Annotated in this window: 15 protein-coding genes; 2 read left to right on the top strand and 13 right to left on the bottom strand. The window is 53.5% G+C overall.

From position 1 onward, the window contains the following. Nucleotides 1–110 precede the first annotated feature (110 nt). Complete coding sequence (locus EHSB41UT_RS12335) at nucleotides 111–1,055, top strand: hypothetical protein (RefSeq protein ID WP_133060494.1); 945 nt, start codon at nucleotides 111–113, stop codon at nucleotides 1,053–1,055. A gap of 31 nt (nucleotides 1,056–1,086) precedes the next feature. Here the strand turns inward: EHSB41UT_RS12335 and EHSB41UT_RS12330 are convergent, their stop codons facing one another. Beyond that, nucleotides 1,087–1,992 (bottom strand): sterol desaturase family protein, encoded by a 906-nt coding sequence (locus EHSB41UT_RS12330; RefSeq protein ID WP_165767247.1) that lies wholly within the window; start codon nucleotides 1,990–1,992, stop codon nucleotides 1,087–1,089. A gap of 337 nt (nucleotides 1,993–2,329) precedes the next feature. On the opposite strand from EHSB41UT_RS12330, the gene EHSB41UT_RS12325 reads away from it, so the two are divergent. After that, nucleotides 2,330–3,553, top strand: coding sequence for an L-lactate MFS transporter (locus tag EHSB41UT_RS12325; protein WP_087110238.1), 1,224 nt, complete (start codon nucleotides 2,330–2,332; stop codon nucleotides 3,551–3,553). Between the two features lie 95 nt (nucleotides 3,554–3,648). Here the strand turns inward: EHSB41UT_RS12325 and EHSB41UT_RS12320 are convergent, their stop codons facing one another. The 12 genes from EHSB41UT_RS12320 to EHSB41UT_RS12265 all read right to left on the bottom strand — a co-directional run bounded on the left by EHSB41UT_RS12320 (nucleotide 3,649) and on the right by EHSB41UT_RS12265 (nucleotide 18,336). After that, nucleotides 3,649–4,842 carry an O-succinylhomoserine sulfhydrylase gene (locus EHSB41UT_RS12320; RefSeq protein ID WP_087110236.1) on the bottom strand — a complete coding sequence of 398 codons (1,194 nt, stop codon included), beginning with the start codon at nucleotides 4,840–4,842 and terminating at the stop codon, nucleotides 3,649–3,651. Nucleotides 4,843–4,943: 101 nt separating this feature from the next. After that, the gene (purF, locus tag EHSB41UT_RS12315) at nucleotides 4,944–6,455 is read right to left on the bottom strand and encodes an amidophosphoribosyltransferase (protein WP_087110234.1); all 1,512 of its coding nucleotides are present in this window, start codon (nucleotides 6,453–6,455) and stop codon (nucleotides 4,944–4,946) included. A 208-nt stretch (nucleotides 6,456–6,663) separates the two neighbouring features. After that, nucleotides 6,664–7,161, bottom strand: a complete 498-nt coding sequence (locus EHSB41UT_RS12310) for a CvpA family protein (protein ID WP_087110232.1) — start codon at nucleotides 7,159–7,161, stop codon at nucleotides 6,664–6,666. Between the two features lie 94 nt (nucleotides 7,162–7,255). Continuing rightward, nucleotides 7,256–7,789 (bottom strand): SPOR domain-containing protein, encoded by a 534-nt coding sequence (locus tag EHSB41UT_RS12305; protein ID WP_087110230.1) that lies wholly within the window; start codon nucleotides 7,787–7,789, stop codon nucleotides 7,256–7,258. 135 nt (nucleotides 7,790–7,924) lie between these two features. After that, the gene (locus tag EHSB41UT_RS12300) at nucleotides 7,925–9,235 is read right to left on the bottom strand and encodes a bifunctional folylpolyglutamate synthase/dihydrofolate synthase (protein ID WP_133060493.1); all 1,311 of its coding nucleotides are present in this window, start codon (nucleotides 9,233–9,235) and stop codon (nucleotides 7,925–7,927) included. 87 nt (nucleotides 9,236–9,322) lie between these two features. Further along, complete coding sequence (gene accD / locus EHSB41UT_RS12295; protein WP_087110226.1) at nucleotides 9,323–10,231, bottom strand: acetyl-CoA carboxylase, carboxyltransferase subunit beta; 909 nt, start codon at nucleotides 10,229–10,231, stop codon at nucleotides 9,323–9,325. Between the two features lie 100 nt (nucleotides 10,232–10,331). Further along, on the bottom strand, nucleotides 10,332–11,171 hold the full coding sequence (gene trpA, locus EHSB41UT_RS12290) for a tryptophan synthase subunit alpha (protein ID WP_087110224.1): 840 nt from the start codon (nucleotides 11,169–11,171) through the stop codon (nucleotides 10,332–10,334). Between the two features lie 14 nt (nucleotides 11,172–11,185). Next, nucleotides 11,186–12,412, bottom strand: a complete 1,227-nt coding sequence (gene trpB / locus EHSB41UT_RS12285) for a tryptophan synthase subunit beta (protein ID WP_207626628.1) — start codon at nucleotides 12,410–12,412, stop codon at nucleotides 11,186–11,188. Next, on the bottom strand, nucleotides 12,402–13,058 hold the full coding sequence (locus EHSB41UT_RS12280; RefSeq protein ID WP_087110220.1) for a phosphoribosylanthranilate isomerase: 657 nt from the start codon (nucleotides 13,056–13,058) through the stop codon (nucleotides 12,402–12,404). Before EHSB41UT_RS12280 ends, trpB begins: the two co-directional genes overlap by 11 nt. Nucleotides 13,059–13,123: 65 nt before the next feature. Then, nucleotides 13,124–14,002, bottom strand: a complete 879-nt coding sequence (gene truA / locus EHSB41UT_RS12275; protein WP_087110218.1) for a tRNA pseudouridine(38-40) synthase TruA — start codon at nucleotides 14,000–14,002, stop codon at nucleotides 13,124–13,126. An 81-nt stretch (nucleotides 14,003–14,083) separates the two neighbouring features. Beyond that, nucleotides 14,084–17,065, bottom strand: a complete 2,982-nt coding sequence (locus EHSB41UT_RS12270) for a FimV/HubP family polar landmark protein (RefSeq protein WP_087110216.1) — start codon at nucleotides 17,063–17,065, stop codon at nucleotides 14,084–14,086. Between the two features lie 248 nt (nucleotides 17,066–17,313). Continuing rightward, entirely contained in the window at nucleotides 17,314–18,336 is a 1,023-nt protein-coding gene (locus tag EHSB41UT_RS12265) for an Asd/ArgC dimerization domain-containing protein (protein WP_087110214.1), read from the bottom strand. Between the last annotated feature and the right edge of the window lie 223 nt (nucleotides 18,337–18,559).

Below are 18,559 nucleotides of genomic sequence, written 5' to 3'. Positions count from 1 at the left end.
TAACAGTGTCCGGCTCTGAAATGCAATATCTTTGTGTTACAGCACGGTTACCGGAAACGTCCAGAAGCTATCTAAGATGAAAAGAAGGACAAGATAAAAACGGCGACGTTATGGGATTATCATCGAATGGGGTATCACAACCCACCGGCAGCTCTCTGCCATTGACGGGATACCAGAGCCTGAGCAAGCAGGATCCGCTCTCACAATCATCAGGCAGTTTTCGACAGCACTCGGTGGTTAACCTGAAAACTGCCCCCTGGCTGCCCTCATCCAACAGCTTCGATAATCTTCAGGCTCAGAGAAAGACTCTGTCTGAATACAATGTTCAAATCACAGCCCCCAAACCCGAGACCATGGTATCTCCGGACTTCTGGCTGGATTCTCTGGTCAAGGACGCTGCAGAAGATCACCTCGACAAAGGCTTGGTGGAATACACCAATATGGATGATGTCATTGATGCCGATTATGAGCTGACCATGATCGACTTTGTCGATGATCAGGAGTCGCCTCCAAAGGAAGTGCGCTTTGGCAGCATCCAATCCCGTGAAATGACTATTGAAGATCAGGATCAGCCGGACTCACTCGAAGATATTATCGATGCCCTGCGACAGGACTACCCCTCAATAAAAGCCCTGCTGAAAGGCCGCAGTGAACTGGCGGAACGCGTTCAAGAGTCGGAAATGCTGAATCAGGCCTTTAACCGCTGTGTGGTGGAAGAGCTTGGTGCCAGCATCAGCCAGCTACTGGTGAGTGATCTTTATGCCGCCAGTCAGAAACATAAACAACCCGTTGAACGCTTTGGTGATCTGCTCGGCAAGCTCTCTGACTCCAACCGTCTTAGCGGCATGCTCTCGAATAATTATCTCAACGAAGAAACCAGTGTTGGCCAGAGCTTACAGACCTGGCTTTCACTGACCGGCGAGAAAGTCGCCCCTGAAGAGTCCGAACTAACCGAGCAACTGGTACAAACTGTTGCCAGAGAACTTGCTGACCAATTGGAAGAACTGGATATCAGTTATCAGGCTGCCGGTGATATCAATAAATTCAATAAGTAAGCCCTGCAATTACAGAGCTTACGATAAACATTCAGGCAGGCTTATCCTGATGATGACAGACACCATCCGTTGAGGTTTTATCAATATCCCCCTGAAATGGCGCAGCCAACTGACCTAAATAACCTTTGGGATAATCCGGGTTGAACACACCGATACTTTCGACTTTCTTACCCTTAGGCCAATAGAAAGTGCCAAACACAATATCCCAGATAATCAAATTGTTACCGTAATTATTGTTGGAATCTTCTATCCACTTGGAATGGTGCCAGCGATGCAGCTCGGTCATGGAGAAGATGTAATTTAACCAGCCAAGTCGTACATTGATATTACTATGCTGGAACAGGCCATGAATGCCATTAAACACAAAATACAGAGCCAGTGCTTCGGCATTGGTACCCAGAATGACAAAGGGAACGACTTCAGGAATCAGAAACAGCACCTTCTCTATCGGATGAAAACGACCGGCATTCATCCAGTAGAGGCGGTTCGGACTGTGGTGCACAGCATGCAGCCGCCAAAGTGGCGTGATGTTATGAGCAGCCCGGTGCACCCAGTAGCGTCCAAATTCCGCAATCACCAAAACCAGAAACAGTTGTGCGATGAGCGGCCAGTCATGGGGCCAGAGATTGGGACCAAAGCGCTGGGCAGCCCAGGCACTGGCCGTTGTGAGCGCAGCCAGCCACACCGGTTTCATCAGCCGGGGAATGGCAATCTGCGCAACCAGAAGATGAATGAGATCCGTGCGGGCATCCCCGTCACTCTTATTCCAATCCTGCCGGTAAGGCATAATCCGTTCCAGCAAGGCAATTATGAACGCTCCCGGCAAAAGAACGGCGAATACGGCGATCCCTTCATGAACACCCTGCTCCAGCAACAACCAGACAGAGAGAAGGCAAAGCGTCATAACGACAGGGAATACAAGACGTGCAGCAAGCATCCAGGCAGACCTTTTTATTATTTTAATTGTCCCGTTAAGCCTATTGAAAAACTTAAGTAAATTGCAATTACCAGACCGTTCAGCCGGATGTGCCAAAGCCATTTAGTAAACTATTGAAATAATAAATAGTAACTGCAGACAGGCGACTCACAAAACCATCACGGTGCCATCACACCCCACTCACAAAGCACGTATAAGTCCCGACTTTTATTCATAAAAACCCTATATAAACCCATACCTTTCACCGTCATAGTGGTCGGGTCCCTACACATATACGCACAACAATTAACATTCTATTAAGCACACGTCCGTGTGCATCTACTGTTTTGGACACACAATGAACCGAGCCTTCCGGATCCTGACCGCAGGTGTCTTTATCAACCTGTGCATCGGCGTACTCTACGCATGGAGCGTTATCAGTCGTGCCCTTGTGGCCGCTGGCTGGAGCAATTCTGAAGCCAGTCTTCCCTATACCATAGCCGTGGTGACCTTTGCCGCCGGTGTACTGATTGCCGGTACCCTGCAGGACAAAATGGGACCACGCAAACTGGTTATCGCCGGCGTCGCCATGGTCGGTATTGGCATGGTGATCTCATCCTTTGCCGTCAACTCACCCTTCTTCCTGCTAATGACCTTTGGTGTACTCGTCGGTACCGGCATTGGTTTTGCCTATGCCTGCCTGAGCCCAACGGCTATGAAATGGTTCCATCCGTCCAAGAAAGGCATGGTGAACGGCCTGATTGCGGGGGGCTTTGGTATGGCGCCGCTCTATCTGGCACCACTGAGCAGCAGCCTGATCGCCAGCATGAGCATCAGCTCGACCTTTATGATCCTGGGGGGGATGGTATTGGTCATCGGTCTGCCACTGGCATTTACCATCGTCGTACCGGAAGCCGGATACAAACCGGAAGAACCGGCCGGCTATGTGGCAAATAACAGTGCCCCAGCCGTCAACTTCACCTGGCGTGAAATGGTAAAAACCCGTCAGTTCTATCTGATGTGGATCGCCTTTGCCTTTGCTTCTTCTGCTGGTCTTCTGTTGATCGGTAACATCACCAGCATTGCTGCCCTTCAGGGAAATATCACCGGTGCCGCTTATCTGGTATCCCTGCTGGCCGTCAGCAACACCGGCGGTCGGGTCCTGATGGGCATGCTTTCCGACAAACTGGGCCGGACCAAAACCCTGCTGCTGGCGATCGCCCTGCAAACCGTCAACATGGTGCTGTTCCCGACCTTTACCACCGAGTTTGGCTTTATCCTCGGAGCTGTAATCGCGGGTATTGGTTATGGTGCCCTGCTCAGCATCTTCCCATCCATGACGGCAGACTTCTTCGGCATCAAAAACTACGGCACCAACTTTGGTGTACTCTATACCGCCTGGGGTGCCAGCGGCTTTATGGGCCCGGTTATTGCCAGCATGATTGTCGATAGCACCGGTAGCTACGGCATGGCTTACACCATCTCCGCAGTGATGTTGGCCATTGCAGGTTTCGCTGCATTCTTCACCAAACCGGTGGACACCAACACCCTTGACCGGGACGGAGATCTGGCCGCAGCCTGATGATTCTCGCCACTGTCTTCTGCGTAAATGTTATGTAGGTAGAAACGAAAAGCCCCTGAATCAACAGGGGCTTTTGCTATTTGGAGGGCCAGGAATCAAAGTTGAGACAATCCGCGCTCAAGATCCTTCTTCAGGTCTTCCACATTCTCCAGACCGGCAGCCACCCGAATCAGGCCTTCGCTGATACCGGCACGCTGCTTGTCTTCATCAGACAAACGGCAGTGGGTTGTGGTCGCCGGATGGGTAATGGTGGTGCGGGTATCGCCCAGGTTGGCGGTACGGGACATAATCTGAACCGCATCAATAATCTTCCAGGCTGCCTCGCGGCCACCGTCCACTTCAAACGACAGCACTCCGCCATAACCCTGCTGCTGCTTACGGGCCAGCTTTACACCCGGATGATGCGGCAGGCCACAATAGTGGACGTCGGTTACCTTTGGGTGTTCAGCCAGCCACCAGGCCAGTTGCTGGGCATTACGGCAATGGGCATCCATACGCAGCTTCAGGGTTTCCAGACCTTTCATCAGCACCCAGGCATTGAATGGACTCAGGCTGGCACCAGCGGCACGCTGCCACAGCTGCATAGGTTCAATCAGCTTCTTGCTACCGAGGGCAATACCGCCCATACAGCGACCCTGACCATCAATGTATTTAGTAGCGGAATGCATCACGATATCCGCGCCCCACGCCAGCGGCTGTTGTAGCGCCGGAGTACAGAAACAGTTATCAACCACCAGCAGCGCATCACCGTCATGGGCAATCTTTACCAGTGCTTCAAGATCTGCCACTTCACACAGCGGGTTGGATGGTGTCTCCAGGAACAGCATTTTGGTGTTGTCCTGCATCGCATCACGCCACTGATCAAGATCGACCAGATCGACAAACGTAGTGACTACCCCAAACTGGGCCAGCGTCTTGGCAAAGATGGTAACGGTGGTACCGAACACACTGCGGGAGCACACCACATGGTCACCGGTCTTCAGGTGGGCCATGCAGATACCAAGAATCGCAGCCATACCGGAAGCTGTAGCACAGCCCTCTTCCGCCCCTTCCAGCGCCATCATCCGCTCTTCAAACATTCGTACACCCGGGTTGGTGTAACGGGAGTAGACATTACCCTCTTCCTCACCGGCAAAGACCGCCGCAGCCTGGGCGGCAGACTCGTAAGTAAAGCTGGAAGTGAGATAAACGGCTTCGCTGTGCTCACGCTCACCCGAACGGATGGAACCGGCACGCACGGAAAGGGTTTCAAAAGCTGCATCTTCAGGCAGCGGCCACCGTTGGCTCATGAAAAATAGTCTCTTGCTTGGTGCGGGACTCGCCTGGATTCAGCCAGAGCCCGACATAAAAAAGCAGCCTGCGAATGGCAGGCTGCTGCTCAACCCGCGATTCAGGCTGACTGATTGTACATATCTATAACCGAGTCGTCTTTTTCCCGATCGATCTTGGCATCATCACTGCGCTTCATGGCCAGTTGGTTGAGGTAGACCTCATCCACATGACCGGTCAGATACTTGCCATCGAACACCGAGCAGTCGAACTCGACAATATCCGGGTTATCCGCTTTCACGGCATCCACCAGATCCTCAAGGCTCTGGTAGACCAGACGGTCGGCCCCGATAAGCTCCGCAATTTCAGCAACCGTACGGCCATGGGCGATCAGCTCACTGGCTACCGGCATATCGATACCGTAAACGTTCGGATGGCGCACTTCCGGTGCAGCAGAGCTGAAGTAAACCTTGTTGGCACCGGCTTCGCGAGCCATCTCAATAATCTGGCTACACGTCGTCCCACGTACAATGGAATCATCCACCAGCATCACGTTCTTGCCTCGGAACTCCTCGGCAATAGCATTCAGCTTCTGTTTCACCGACTTCTTGCGTTCGGTCTGCCCCGGCATGATAAAGGTACGACCGATATAGCGGTTCTTCACAAAACCTTCGCGATAGGTCAGCCCGAGACACTGGGCCATTTCCATCGCTGCCGGACGGCTGCTGTCCGGAATCGGCATGATTACATCAATATCATGATCCGCCCATTCCTTCTGAATTTTCTCTGCCAGCTTCTGCCCCATACGCAGACGGGACTGATAGACAGAAACACCATCCATAATGGAGTCAGGACGGGCAAAGTAAACGTATTCAAAGATACATGGAGTCAACTTGCCGCGAGAAGTGCAGATCTGACTGTGAAGACGACCATCTTCACCAATCAGAATCGCTTCCCCCGGATGCAGATCACGCACCGGCTCAAAGCCCAGCGCCGTTAAGGCCACAGACTCGGAGGCAATCATGTACTCGGTGCCTTCATCAGTCACACGCTTGCCATACATCAGCGGGCGGATACCGTTGGGATCACGGAAGCCCAGCAGACCATGACCATTGATCACCGCAACAACGGCATAGCCGCCCTGACAACGGACAAACACATTGCTGACTGCATTAAAGAAGTGTTCCGGACGAGGCTCCAGCTGCTTCTGGGCATAGAGTTCATGGGCCAGAACGTTAAGCAGGATTTCCGAATCAGAGCTGGTATTGATATGGCGCAGCTGGGTGCGATACATATCATTCTTGATGGCCTCGGCATTGGTCAGGTTACCGTTATGGGCCAGAGCAATACCGTAAGGAGAGTTAACAAAGAAGGGCTGGGCTTCGGCAGAACTGGAACTGCCGGCCGTGGGGTAACGAACATGGCCGATGCCGATATTCCCCTGCAGGACTTTCATATGGCGGGTGTGAAACACATCCCTGACCAGTCCGTTGTCCTTGCGCAAGTGAAAGCGCCCTTCGTGGCAGGTCATCATGCCTGCTGCGTCCTGCCCACGGTGCTGCAACACAGTGAGCGCGTCATAGAGCACCTGATTGATCGGGCTGGCTGCAGAAATCCCGACGATACCGCACATGCGTCCGTATACCTCATTACATTCAGACAGGACCACCAGAGCAGCCCTGATCTTTGTTATTACACAGGCGTTCTGCGCCTGCCATTATTATCAAGAATCAGCTGGGTGGGGCTGATTCCCGGTATCTTTTTATCGCAGTCAGCGGTTGGCTGATGGGCTGTCTATCGCAGAGCCTTATTCACCAACAACCTTTATTCACTTCCAACTTCTATTCACCTCCAAATAGAGGCGCCAGCGTATCCATGGCCAGACGTTTGAGCCAGTCTGAAACCATCTCAAAATGTGGAATCAGGGCGGAACCACGCCACCACTCATCCTGCTGAACCGGCATATAGGCAGCAATGCCAATCAACATGGTAACCAGCACCACACCACGCAAAGCACCAAAAATCATACCCAGCGCACGGTCGGTACCGGTCAGACCGGTCACCTCGACCAGCTTGCCGATAACGGCATTGATCAAACCGCCGGTCAGCAACGTGGCGATGAACAGGATAGCTGCCGCAGCAATGGTACGAAGTGAAGGTGTGGAAATGTAACCTTCAAAGGCAATCGCCAGACTGCCACTGAACAGCCAGGCAATCACAACCGCAGCCAGCCAGGTTACCAGGGAAAGAACTTCCCGAAAGAATCCCCGCGCCAGACTGATCAGCGCAGAAATTAAAATAATGGCCGCAATGGCCCAGTCAACCCAGGTCAAAGTCATCAAGGTTCTCGAAACGGGTAAAAACAATAACCGGATAAAGAAAACCGGTTATAAAAATGATTCTATCAATAATTGGCGGCTATCGTCAGGTCTGTTAAGGCCGGAAACGCACCACCATCCCTTTTAATGAGTAGCTTTGCTCGATGGCTCTCCTTAGCTCCAGCAATTTGTCCTTACGCAAATCCGGTCCGACATAGACTCGATAGAGACTCTTGTTATCCGCAGCACTGCCTTCCCGGGTGTAGGCCCGATAACCATCCTTGCGCAGCTTGTCCTGCAGTACATTGGCATTATCAGCCTGAGAAAAAGCAGCCAGCTGCAGTGTCCAGCTGATCGGCAGACCTTCGGTATCAAGGGTAGGAGGTGTTTTCTCAACGCCAGAAGGCGAGGTGCTTTCTGCAGCAACTTCCGGTGGTGGCTCAAAATCCGCCGGTTCTTCCGGAATCGCCAGAGGTCGGTTGATCTGTTCGACATACTCTGGAATCTCAGGCGCCGGTGGTGGCTCCGGAATGGTCAGGTTCAGGGATTCATCGGCCTGCTCCGAGGTAAAGAGCACCGGATACAGGATCACAGCGGCGGCTATCAACACCACTGCCCCGGTCAGCCTTTGCAAACGTGTTCGTTCCATCTATCAATCACCTCTGGTTCCAGGCGGAACCCACACATCCAATGTACCCATTGTACCGAGGGGCAAGACGGGCTGTCGAACCTGACGTGCAATTCGATCCACGAATCCCATGCCACCGCCCTGCCCCAGCGACATTCAGGATAAGGCTGCCAACGCTTCACCCACGGTATGGAAAGAGCCAAACACCACGACAGTCTGCCCGGCAGAAGCCTGATCAACAGCGGAGTGCAACGCCTCGGCAACTGAGCCATAACCAGCAACCTGTTCGCCCATATCGGATAAAGCCTGTTGTAACTCAACACCGTCCCGCGCCCGTGCCGGAAAATCCACGGTCGCCACATGCCAATGTTTGAATAGTCCTGCCAAAGGCTGCAGCACACCTTCAAGATCCTTATCGTTAAGCATGCCCAGCACCGCAACCGGCTCAGACAAAGACTGGAGCTTGTCAGCAAGATAACGTGCAGCCTGAGGGTTATGGGCAACATCCAGCAGCACAGTCACTTCTTCACCGGCAGCATTGCGGGCCGTGACCGTCTGACACCGCCCTTCCAGACGACTGTTTTCCATGCCTGTATGAATGACCGAATCAGCAGTTTCAGGATACAGCCACAAAAAAGCTTCCAGCGCACAGGCAACACTGGTCAGCGGTAGATTAGGAACCGGCAGGTTGGAAATGGTGCGCTTATCACCATTAGCCTGATCACAGTGGAAAGCCATAACATTCTCAGCCAGATGACTCTCATCCAGCTCGAAAGCCTGGCCTCGGCGCAGCTCCAGCGCACCAATCTCGGCGATATAACCAGTCAGACTGCTTGCCGGTTGATACTCACCACAGATCGCCGGACGGCCACTGCGAAAAATACCGGCCTTCTCATAGGCAATCTTCTCAATGGTGTCACCAAGCCAGGCCTGATGATCCAGATCGACGGTGGTCACAATGCTGACATCAGCATCAACAATATTGACCGCATCCAGGCGACCACCCAGCCCTACTTCCAGCACAATCACCTCAACGGCTTCGCGAACAAAGATATCCAGAGCCGCCAACGCACCAAATTCAAAGTAGCTGAGATAGTCATCACCACGCTGCTGCTCGATACGGGCAAATGAATCGCTGATCAATTCGTCAGCCACCATCTCGCCATCAATACGAATCCGCTCGTTAAACAGCTGGATATGGGGAGAGGTCCAGGCACCAAAACGGATACCGGCCGCCTTTAACAGCGCAGAAAGGGTTGCGACGGTACTGCCCTTACCGTTGGTGCCCCCAACAGTAATGACTTGGATTTCACGTTGTTCGTTAAAGAAACTGGCAGGAAGCAGCTTGCAGGCAACCCGATCAGCTCGCTCAAGCCCCAGCGCCATCTGATGCTCAGGACGTCGGGCTTCGAGAAAGGCGAGCCAGGCAGAAAGGGATTCGGGATAAGAAGTCTCGTTGGCGTTCATCAGCAACCAGCGCAGCAAAGAAATGACCGCACTTTAGTACCGTGAAACCGCACCATTTTCAACCCTTATCCCGGAACAGGGAACCAATTACTCGGCAGTGAACTCAGCATCCGTACCGGCAGTCAGCTGTGCTGGCTGATGAGTACCGGTCATTCGCTTAAGCAAACGGGTCAGTGTCTCTTTCATCTGATGACGATGAACAATCATATCTACCTGACCATGCTCCAGCAGGAATTCACTGCGCTGGAAACCTTCCGGCAGTTTTTCACGTACGGTCTGTTCAATAACCCGAGGGCCGGCAAAGCCAACCAGAGCACGCGGCTCGGCAATATTCAGATCACCCAGCATTGCCAGACTCGCCGATACACCACCGTAAACAGGGTCGGTCAGTACCGAGATATAAGGAATACCAGCCTGCTTCATTTTCTCCAGTACGGCACTGGTGCGGGCCATCTGCATCAGGGAGAACAGTGCCTCCTGCATACGGGCACCACCACTGGCGGAGAAACAGACCAGCGGAATACGGTGTTCCAGGCAATACTCGCCGGCGCGCACAAACTTCTCGCCAACCACGGTACCCATGGAGCCACCCATAAACGAGAACTCAAAGGCTGCCGTCACCACATCCAGACCATCGAGAGAACCCTTCATACAGATCAGGGCATCTTTCTCGCCGGTATCCTTCTGAGCCTGACTGAGACGATCCTTATATTTTTTGCTGTCCTTGAACTTCAGGCGGTCAACCGGTTCCAGATCGGCGAACAATTCTTCCCGGCTGTCACCCAGCAACCACTCCAGACGCTGGCGGGCGGGAACACGCATATGGTGCTCACACTTGGGGCAGACATCCATGTTGCGTTCCAGTTCAGGACGGTACAGAACCGCCTCACACTTCACGCACTTTTTCCATAGACCTTCCGGCACGTTGCTCTTGCCGGTCTGGCGCGAGGAACGGGAAAGCGAAGGTACAAGTTTATCCAGCCAGCTGCCGCTCATGACTATCTCTCATTCTGTGCTATACATTTGCACGTATATTCCAGTGCACATGTGTTCCGGGGCTGCCAGCCCCGAAACACATGGAACTGACAGCCAACAATTATCTATCCATGGCCGTACGCATATCAGCCACCTTGGCCGCTACCGCTGCGATAGCGTCGGCTGGTTTCTCATGGGAAGCCAGCTCCTGAACCAGGGCCGTACCGACAATCACTGCGTCTGCCGTTTTACTGAGCGCTGCTGCGGATTCCCCGTCACGAATACCAAAGCCCACACAGACCGGTAATGGCGTCATGCTCTTCACATGGGCCACCCGGCGGGACACCGCATCGGTATCCAGACCACCGGCTCCGGTAATGCCTTTGATGGAGACGTAATAGATATAACCGCCTGCCACCCGGGTAATGCCGGTAATTCGCTCATCGGCGGTATTCGGAGACACCAGGAAGATCGCTTCCAGCCCTGCTTTACGCATTGGCTCTACCAGGAAGTCTGCATCTTCCGGTGGCACATCCACCGTCAGCAACGCATCTACACCCGCAACTGCAGCGCGGGTTGCAAATTCGTCGTAGCCCATAATCTCGACAGGGTTCAAATACCCCATGAGAGCTACAGGAGTTACATTATCCTTCTTTCGGAACTCTGTAACCATTACCAGAACGTCAGCAAGTGTAACACCCTGTGACACAGCACGCTGATGCGCCAGCTCAATAACCGGGCCATCGGCGACCGGGTCAGAGAACGGAATACCCAGCTCGATAATATCTGCACCCGCTTCAACCATCGCATGCATCAGCGGCACGGTCACATCAGGATGAGGATCACCGGCGGTCACGTAAGGAATCAAACCCTTCCGGCCTTCCGCCTGCAGGCGGGCAAAGCAGGCATCAATGCGCTTGCTGTCCGGACGGGTCGAGAAAGAGTGTTGTTGTACAGTCATCAGTCCACTCTCCCTTACAACGTGATGCCGTCAATGGCGGCAACAGTATGCATATCCTTATCACCGCGACCTGACAGGTTCACGATAATGCTCTGATCCGGACCCATGGTTGGTGCCAGCTTGGTGGCATAGGCCAGAGCATGACTACTCTCCAGCGCGGGAATAATACCCTCAAGACGGGTCAGATCATGGAACGCCTGCAGCGCTTCAACATCGGTCGCGTACGGATACTCCGCACGACCAATTTCGTGCAGCCAGGCATGCTCAGGCCCCACACCCGGATAGTCCAGACCCGCAGATACAGAATGGCTTTCAGTAATCTGGCCGGCATCATCGCACATAATAAAGGTACGATTACCCTGCAGAACACCCTTGCGACCGTCACTGAAACGGGCCGCATGCTTGCCGGATTCAACACCTTCACCACCGGCTTCCACACCGTAGAGTTTGACGTCTTTATCATCGATAAACGGCGTAAACAGACCAATGGCATTACAGCCACCGCCGACACAGGCCACCAGGGCATCCGGCAGGCGGCCAGTCATCTCGACGATCTGACGACGGGCTTCACGACCTACCACACTCTGGAAGGTGCGCACCATTTTCGGGAACGGATGCGGACCACAAACCGTACCCAACAGATAGAAGGTGTCGTCAACATTGCTGACCCAGTCGCGCAGGGTGGCGTTGATCGCATCTTTCAGGGTACGTGAGCCATTTTCAACCGGCACAACGGTCGCACCCAGCAGCTTCATACGGTAAACATTGGCTGCCTGACGCTCTACATCTTTGGCCCCCATATAAACGACACACTCAAGGCCCAGACGGGCAGCAACCGTTGCCGTTGCTACGCCGTGCTGACCGGCACCAGTTTCAGCAATGATGCGCTTCTTGCCCATACGCTTGGCCAACAGAATCTGGCCAACGGCATGATTAATTTTATGAGCACCGGTATGGTTCAGATCTTCACGCTTGAGATAGATCTGCGCCCCGCCGAGCTCACGGGACCATCGCTCTGCATGATAGAGTGGTGACGGGCGGCCAACAAAGTGGGCCAGATCCCGATCAAATTCTTCCATAAACTCAGGATCTTTAATAAACGTTTCAAACGCTTCTGTCAGTTCCTGAATGGCTGGCATCAGGGTTTCCGGAATAAACCGGCCCCCGAAATCCCCAAAAAACCCACGCTCATCGGGCTGATGATAAGCCTCTGGCGCAGTTCCTCTGTTATCAACGGACATTTTTGACCTCATTTAGAAAACCCTTGATCAGGGCTTCGTCCTTTATACCCCTGGCACTTTCAACGCCGCTCGAAACGTCGACAGCCCAGGGGGAAACCGTGGCCACAGCCTGTGCCACGTTGCCGGGGTTCAAGCCCCCGGCCAGAATCAGCGGCTTGTTCTGCTCTTTCGGGAACAACCGCCAATCAAATGCTTCTCCCGTACCACCATAGGCGTCCGGGGTATAGGCATCCAGCAAAAACGCGGAGGCATTGGGCCAGCGTGCCAGCTCGGCCTCCACATCGGTACTGCCGGCGACCCGCACCGCCTTGATCCATGGCAATCCCCACTGCTCGCAGAAGTCATCATCTTCATCACCATGGAACTGCAGAATATCCAGTTCCACATCAGCCAGCACCTGCTGCAGATAGTCGGGCTCGGGATTAACGAAGACGCCTACACGGGAGGCCTTCCCTTTAACAGCCTTGCTGATTGCGGCGCCTTCCTCATTGGAAATATGGCGAGGGCTGGGGGCATAAAACATCAGCCCAATCGCATCCGCACCATTATCTACGGCCGCCTCAGCATGCTCTACTTCACGCAGCCCACAGACTTTCACCTTGACTGCCACTCCATGAACGGAGTTGGCCTGCTTCCCCAATAGCATGATTTACTCCCTGTGCGGCTGATCCTATGCCAGCCGCTGTTATGCTCATACGGGATGTCTGCTCCCTAGGAATCCATCAACGCCGTCACAAAAGAAGGGCCTAATGGCTCCCGGGGCAATTCAAACTCATCCGGATAGAGGACATCGACAAAATACAGTCCCCATGGTGCAGCTGTTACGCCTCCGGCTTTACGGTCACGGGCATCCAGCACCTCTTTGGCCCAGATTGGCTCCCGCTTACCGGTACCAATAGCCATTAACACACCGGCGATATTACGGATCATATGGTGAAGAAAGGCATTGGCTTTCACATCCATCACGATCAGATCACCATAACGGTTCAGCTCAAGATGCTCAATGGTGCGTACCGGGCTTTTCGCCTGACACTGAACCGCCCGGTAGGAGTTAAAATCATGGGTTCCTACCAGATACTGCCCCGCTTCACGCATTCGCTCCACATCCAGGGGCCGGTAATTCCAGGTCACCCCCTTACTGAGATGCGCAGGACGAATAGAATTGTTATATATCACGTAGCGGTAACGTCTGGCCAGTGCTGAGAAGCGTGCATGAAACGCCTCGGAAACCGGCTTCACCCAGCGCATGGCAATAGCATCAGGCAAATGGGTGTTGGTGCCGTAAACCCAGCCTCTTAAATCCCGCACCGAAGTGGTATCAAAGTGGATAATCTGATGACTGCCATGTACGCCGGCATCGGTCCGGCCAGCACAGACGACAGAGATCGGATGATTGGCAACCCTGCCAATCGCCGACTCCACCGCCGCCTGCACAGTCGGCAGACCACTCTTCAGACTCTGCCAGCCATGATAACTGGAGCCATCATACTCAATACAGGCGGCAAACCGGTAAACAGGCTGCTCGGCCACCCCGTCCTTCACGGGCTCCTGCTCACCTGCAAGCGTATCCGTTCCGTCTGTATCACGCATAATCACAAACCACCCAAAAGGCCATAAAAAAAGGCCGGTATAATATACCAGCCTTTTTTGTATGAGAATCCGAAACAGCGATCAGCTGCCCATCTTCCCTATCAGCTCACGGGCTTCCGCCTGCTGGGCTTCACTACCTTCGCGGGAAACTTCGTCAAGGATATCTTTCGCACCCTCTTCGTCACCCATTTCCATATAGGCGCGAGCCAGATCAAGCTTTGTCGCAGTTTCATCGGTCTCATTCAGGAAGGCAAAGTCCTCTTCCATCTGACCGAGATCGCCGTCCGCATCAACATCGCCCAGATCAGCCAGAGCCGTTTCCAGTGCATCAGTGGCTGGCGCTGCTGGTTCGGCATCCTCAACCGCTTCCACTACAGGAGCCTCTTCCACTTCTACAGAAGCCACTTCTGGCTCGGCTTCGTCCAGACCTTCCAGGTCAGAGCTTTCAAACTCGATATCCAGATCGTGATCAAGGTCATCAAGGGAGAGCTCAGCGGACGGCTCGGCAACCTCTTCGGCCTCAGGCTCGGCAGCGACTTCAGCAGTTTCTTCCGGAGCCAGTGCCTTGTCGATCTCGGCCTGATCCATATCAACAGACAGATCAGCCAGCTCGGCATCCAGCTGTTCCAGTTCGCTATCGAAGTCGGATACCGATTCAGCATCAGCCTCAGTTACCGGCTCTTCAGCCACAGGTGCGGCAGTCTCATCGGCAACGTCCAGCTCAGCATCATCCAGAGCAATATCAAACTCGAGATCCGGCAGATCGTTACTATCAGCTTCAACGGTCGCTTCAGGCTCTTCAGCCAGTTCGGCATCAAGATCCTGCTCCAGACCTTCCAGCTCGATATCGCCAAATTCCAGGGCTTCATTATCAACCGACTGGGTCTCTGAATCAGTAGCCATATCGGTCAGCTGATCATCCAGCTCGGCTTCAAGATCACCAAAATCAAGACCGAAGTCATCATCTTCATCATTAGAGACTTCGGCAGCTGGTTCTTCAGTCAGATCAACATCCGGGAGATCAAACTCCAAACCTTCCTCTGCCGCCATGGCATCGAACTCGGTCATATCGATATCAGAATCAACCGGATCAGCGGCCTGAGCTTCCGCAGCAACTGCAGTCACAACAGTAGTGGCGGCCACAGCAGCCAGAGCCTCAGCCGGGAAGCGACCGCGCAGTTCAGCAGCGCGGTTGACACCTTCGGAGCTACCCTGATCTTTCAGCGCCATCTCCTGAGTCACGAAACCTTCCGCATCCTGCAATTCAGCCAAAACCTCCAGCTGTTTAATGCGCAGATCAGCACGCTCTGGCTCAGCGGCAATCGCCTGATTCAGCAACTCTGCCGCCTGATCATAACGACCATAAGCAATGTAGATATCCGCTTCACCCAGTGCATCTGCGGTTTCAGGAGCCACACCACCCTGAGGATCCAGCAGGGACTTATCAATATCCAGATCAGGCTCATCCTGATCCTGCGCTGCATCAGCGTCGGAAGTGCTGTCGGCAAACAGATCATCTGCTTCCGGGAGCTCATCCGCCAGATCACCGGAGTCGGTCGGCATTGGCGAAGGCGTGTTATCACTGTCGTCTTCAGGCTCAGCATCACGACGACGCTTGGCAACAACACCCAACAGACCCAGCAACAGCAGGACTGCGGCACCACCGCCAAGGTACAACGGATTCGCCAGCAGCTTATCGAGGAAGCCTGGTTCCGGAGCTGGTGGTGGCGGAGGCGGAGGTGTTTTCGGCTTAGCAGCTTTCGCAGGTTCCTGAGCTGGCGGGCCACCAGCCGGTGTTACTGCAACCTCAGCACCGGCATCAGCGACTTCCTGACCATCGCTAAAGTTGTAATCAATCTCTTCTGCCGGCTTGGCATCCGTAGCAGCGCCACCGTTATTCGCATTGGCAGCCAGGGCATTTTCATCAGCCAGCGTCTGGGCAGCTACCAGCTGATCATTCTTCAACGTCACCAGACGTTCAAGGGTGGCAATCTGTTCCTCCAGATCACCCAGACGATCTTTCAGATCTGTATTTTCACGGGACAGACTATCAAGCTGCTCCTGCTTGATGATCAGAGCGTCTTCCAGCTCACGAGCGGAACCACCGGCACTGTTGCCATCACCCTGATCAGCGCCTTCGCCATTATCACCGGTACTACCGGAAACAATGCTCAGACGATCATCTTCAACCACACCACGGGCCGTTTCGCGGACTTCGGTTTGACGGGTGGCATCCACCTGTACCTGGCCGCTTTTCCACTCCTTGTTCTGATTGGAAACATTCTGTGCAGCGGCGGAAGCATCCATCGCCTCAATAGCACTGCGGTCAGGAATGGTTAGCAGGGAACCCTGCTTGAGCAGGTTGATATTGCCTTTAATAAATGCGGATGGGTTCTGCTGCTGCAACGCAGCCATCATTTTAATCGGGCTGACATCTCGACCTGGACGGGTATTGAGTGCGACCTCCCAGAGAGTGTCGTCTTTCTTAACACGATAGGTGCTGCCAGTCGCACCGGACGTTTCAGGCTGCGCCTGTGGAATGCGGGAATTCAATACCGGCGCTGCAGCCACTTCTGGTGCAGCGGCTTTTTCAGGCTCTCCGGCAGTGACGGTTTTTGGCGGGGTACCGGCTACGCCTTTGACAACAGAGTCACTGAAGGATGGGGGATCCAGTAACAACGTGTACTCGCGCAGCAGACGGCCATTTGGCCAATGCACTTCCACCAGGAAATTCAGATAAGGCTCAATAACCGGCTGACGACTGCTGACCCGGATATAGACAGAGCCATCATCACGGGTCACCGTTTCAAAGCGCAGCTTCGAGAGAAAATAAGGACGTTCGACACCGGCCCGATCAAAGTCGTCCCGCGTCGCAAGGTTTGGAAGAATTTCTGCTGCGGTCAGATCACGCAGTTCTACCAGTTCTATATCGGCTTTCAGGGGTTGATTCAGAGCCGAGTCCAGCTCAATCTCACCCAATCCCAGTGCATGGGCTGATGTGGAGGCCATCATGCTGCCCATGCCGCCCGCAATGGCTATGGCTGCTGCCAGCTTGCGTAACATATATCCCCTATCCTTTTTTGTTATTACCCAAACCGGTCCTGGTTAAGTGCCGGTGTGGGCAGACTGTTTGTGTCTGCCCTATCCCCCTGCGCCTTACCTTCATCACTAAGATGAAACAATGTCCGGGCAATGATTACCGCCAACCGAGAGGCTTTCTTCCCTTGGCTGATGCAGTTGTACAAATACGCATCAGACTAAAAGACAAAATTGCCAGTATTGATCCACTGACAGATACGTATGATAAGTTATCACTGCAGAAACTCGCTAATCAACTGCTGATAGAGCTTAACTGCACCATAAACAGCACCTGAACGGGCATTATCAGACACAATCCACATATTCAGCACATTATCCTGAACGTCGGATGTCGCCAAACCACCCAGGAAAACCTGCTGACGTTCTTCATCGTCACGACTAACCAGAGCAACCGGAGTCAGAAACTCTTCCTGATCCTGAATAATGACCAGACCCGGAACAGACTCCAGCACATCCATGACTTCACCTTCGCTGACCGGCCACTCCAGGGTGACACTCATGCGAATGATCTGCCCATAAAATACCGGAGCAACAATACTGCTGACATGAACCGGCAGTCCTTCATGACCGGCCAGCTCAACAATCTCACGGGCCGCAGTCTGGGCGTCACCCTGCTGATGGAAAAATCCCGGCAGAAGATTGAATGCCACCTGATCCTGGAAAACTTCATGCTCCGCAGGCAGGCCATTCAGCAGACGATTGGTTTGCGAAGCCAGCTCACTAACACCACGTTCATCGGCGGCACCACTGACAGACAGGCTGCAGTTCAAATCAACCCGAGCCACACCACCCAGCTGGCGGAGTGCCCGCACCACCGGAGCGACCACCATGCCAACATCACCCGGCACAGCCACCACACCGTTCTGACTGAGTGACATCAGTGCTTCACTGTTGATACGTGGATGAACCAGCTCAGCATACTGCTGACTGCGTGTGAATGAAGTGGCATCAATGACCAGCGCACCAGCATCACCTGCCATCTGGATCGCCTGCTCTGCCAGCAAGGCATTACCGACACACAACACCAGCTGACCCGCCTGAAAACGAAAATCCGCCAGAGATTCAATCTGAACAGAGTCCCCGGAAAATTCAACGGTGGCATCATCTGCCGGACTGGCACTCAGCGCAGTCACTTTTTCTACGCTCGGGATATCAGCCAGAAGATTCAGCGCAGCCTCACCGGCAAAGGTATCAGCACCAACCAGAACAAGTGCAGCGTGTTCGGAGAGAGACATAGAAAGACAGCTCTTGAAGAAATGGCGTAACTTTAAAGGCTGCAGGGTTTGGATGCAAAGAGATCAAATCCATACACTCTTCTGTCAGTTCCAAACACCTCAATGTCACCGGTACGATTTGAACAGCACTCAATTATCTTTTATAAAATAAAACGACAGTTATCATTAGATATTGCCGCTATGTATTAGTTTTCAGCCGTAGCCTCTCTATTCGAGTCCAAAT

The organism is Parendozoicomonas haliclonae (assembly GCF_900174585.1).
GTDB lineage: Bacteria > Pseudomonadota > Gammaproteobacteria > Pseudomonadales > Endozoicomonadaceae > Sansalvadorimonas > Sansalvadorimonas haliclonae.
This window is presented reverse-complemented; position numbering and strand designations above follow the sequence as displayed.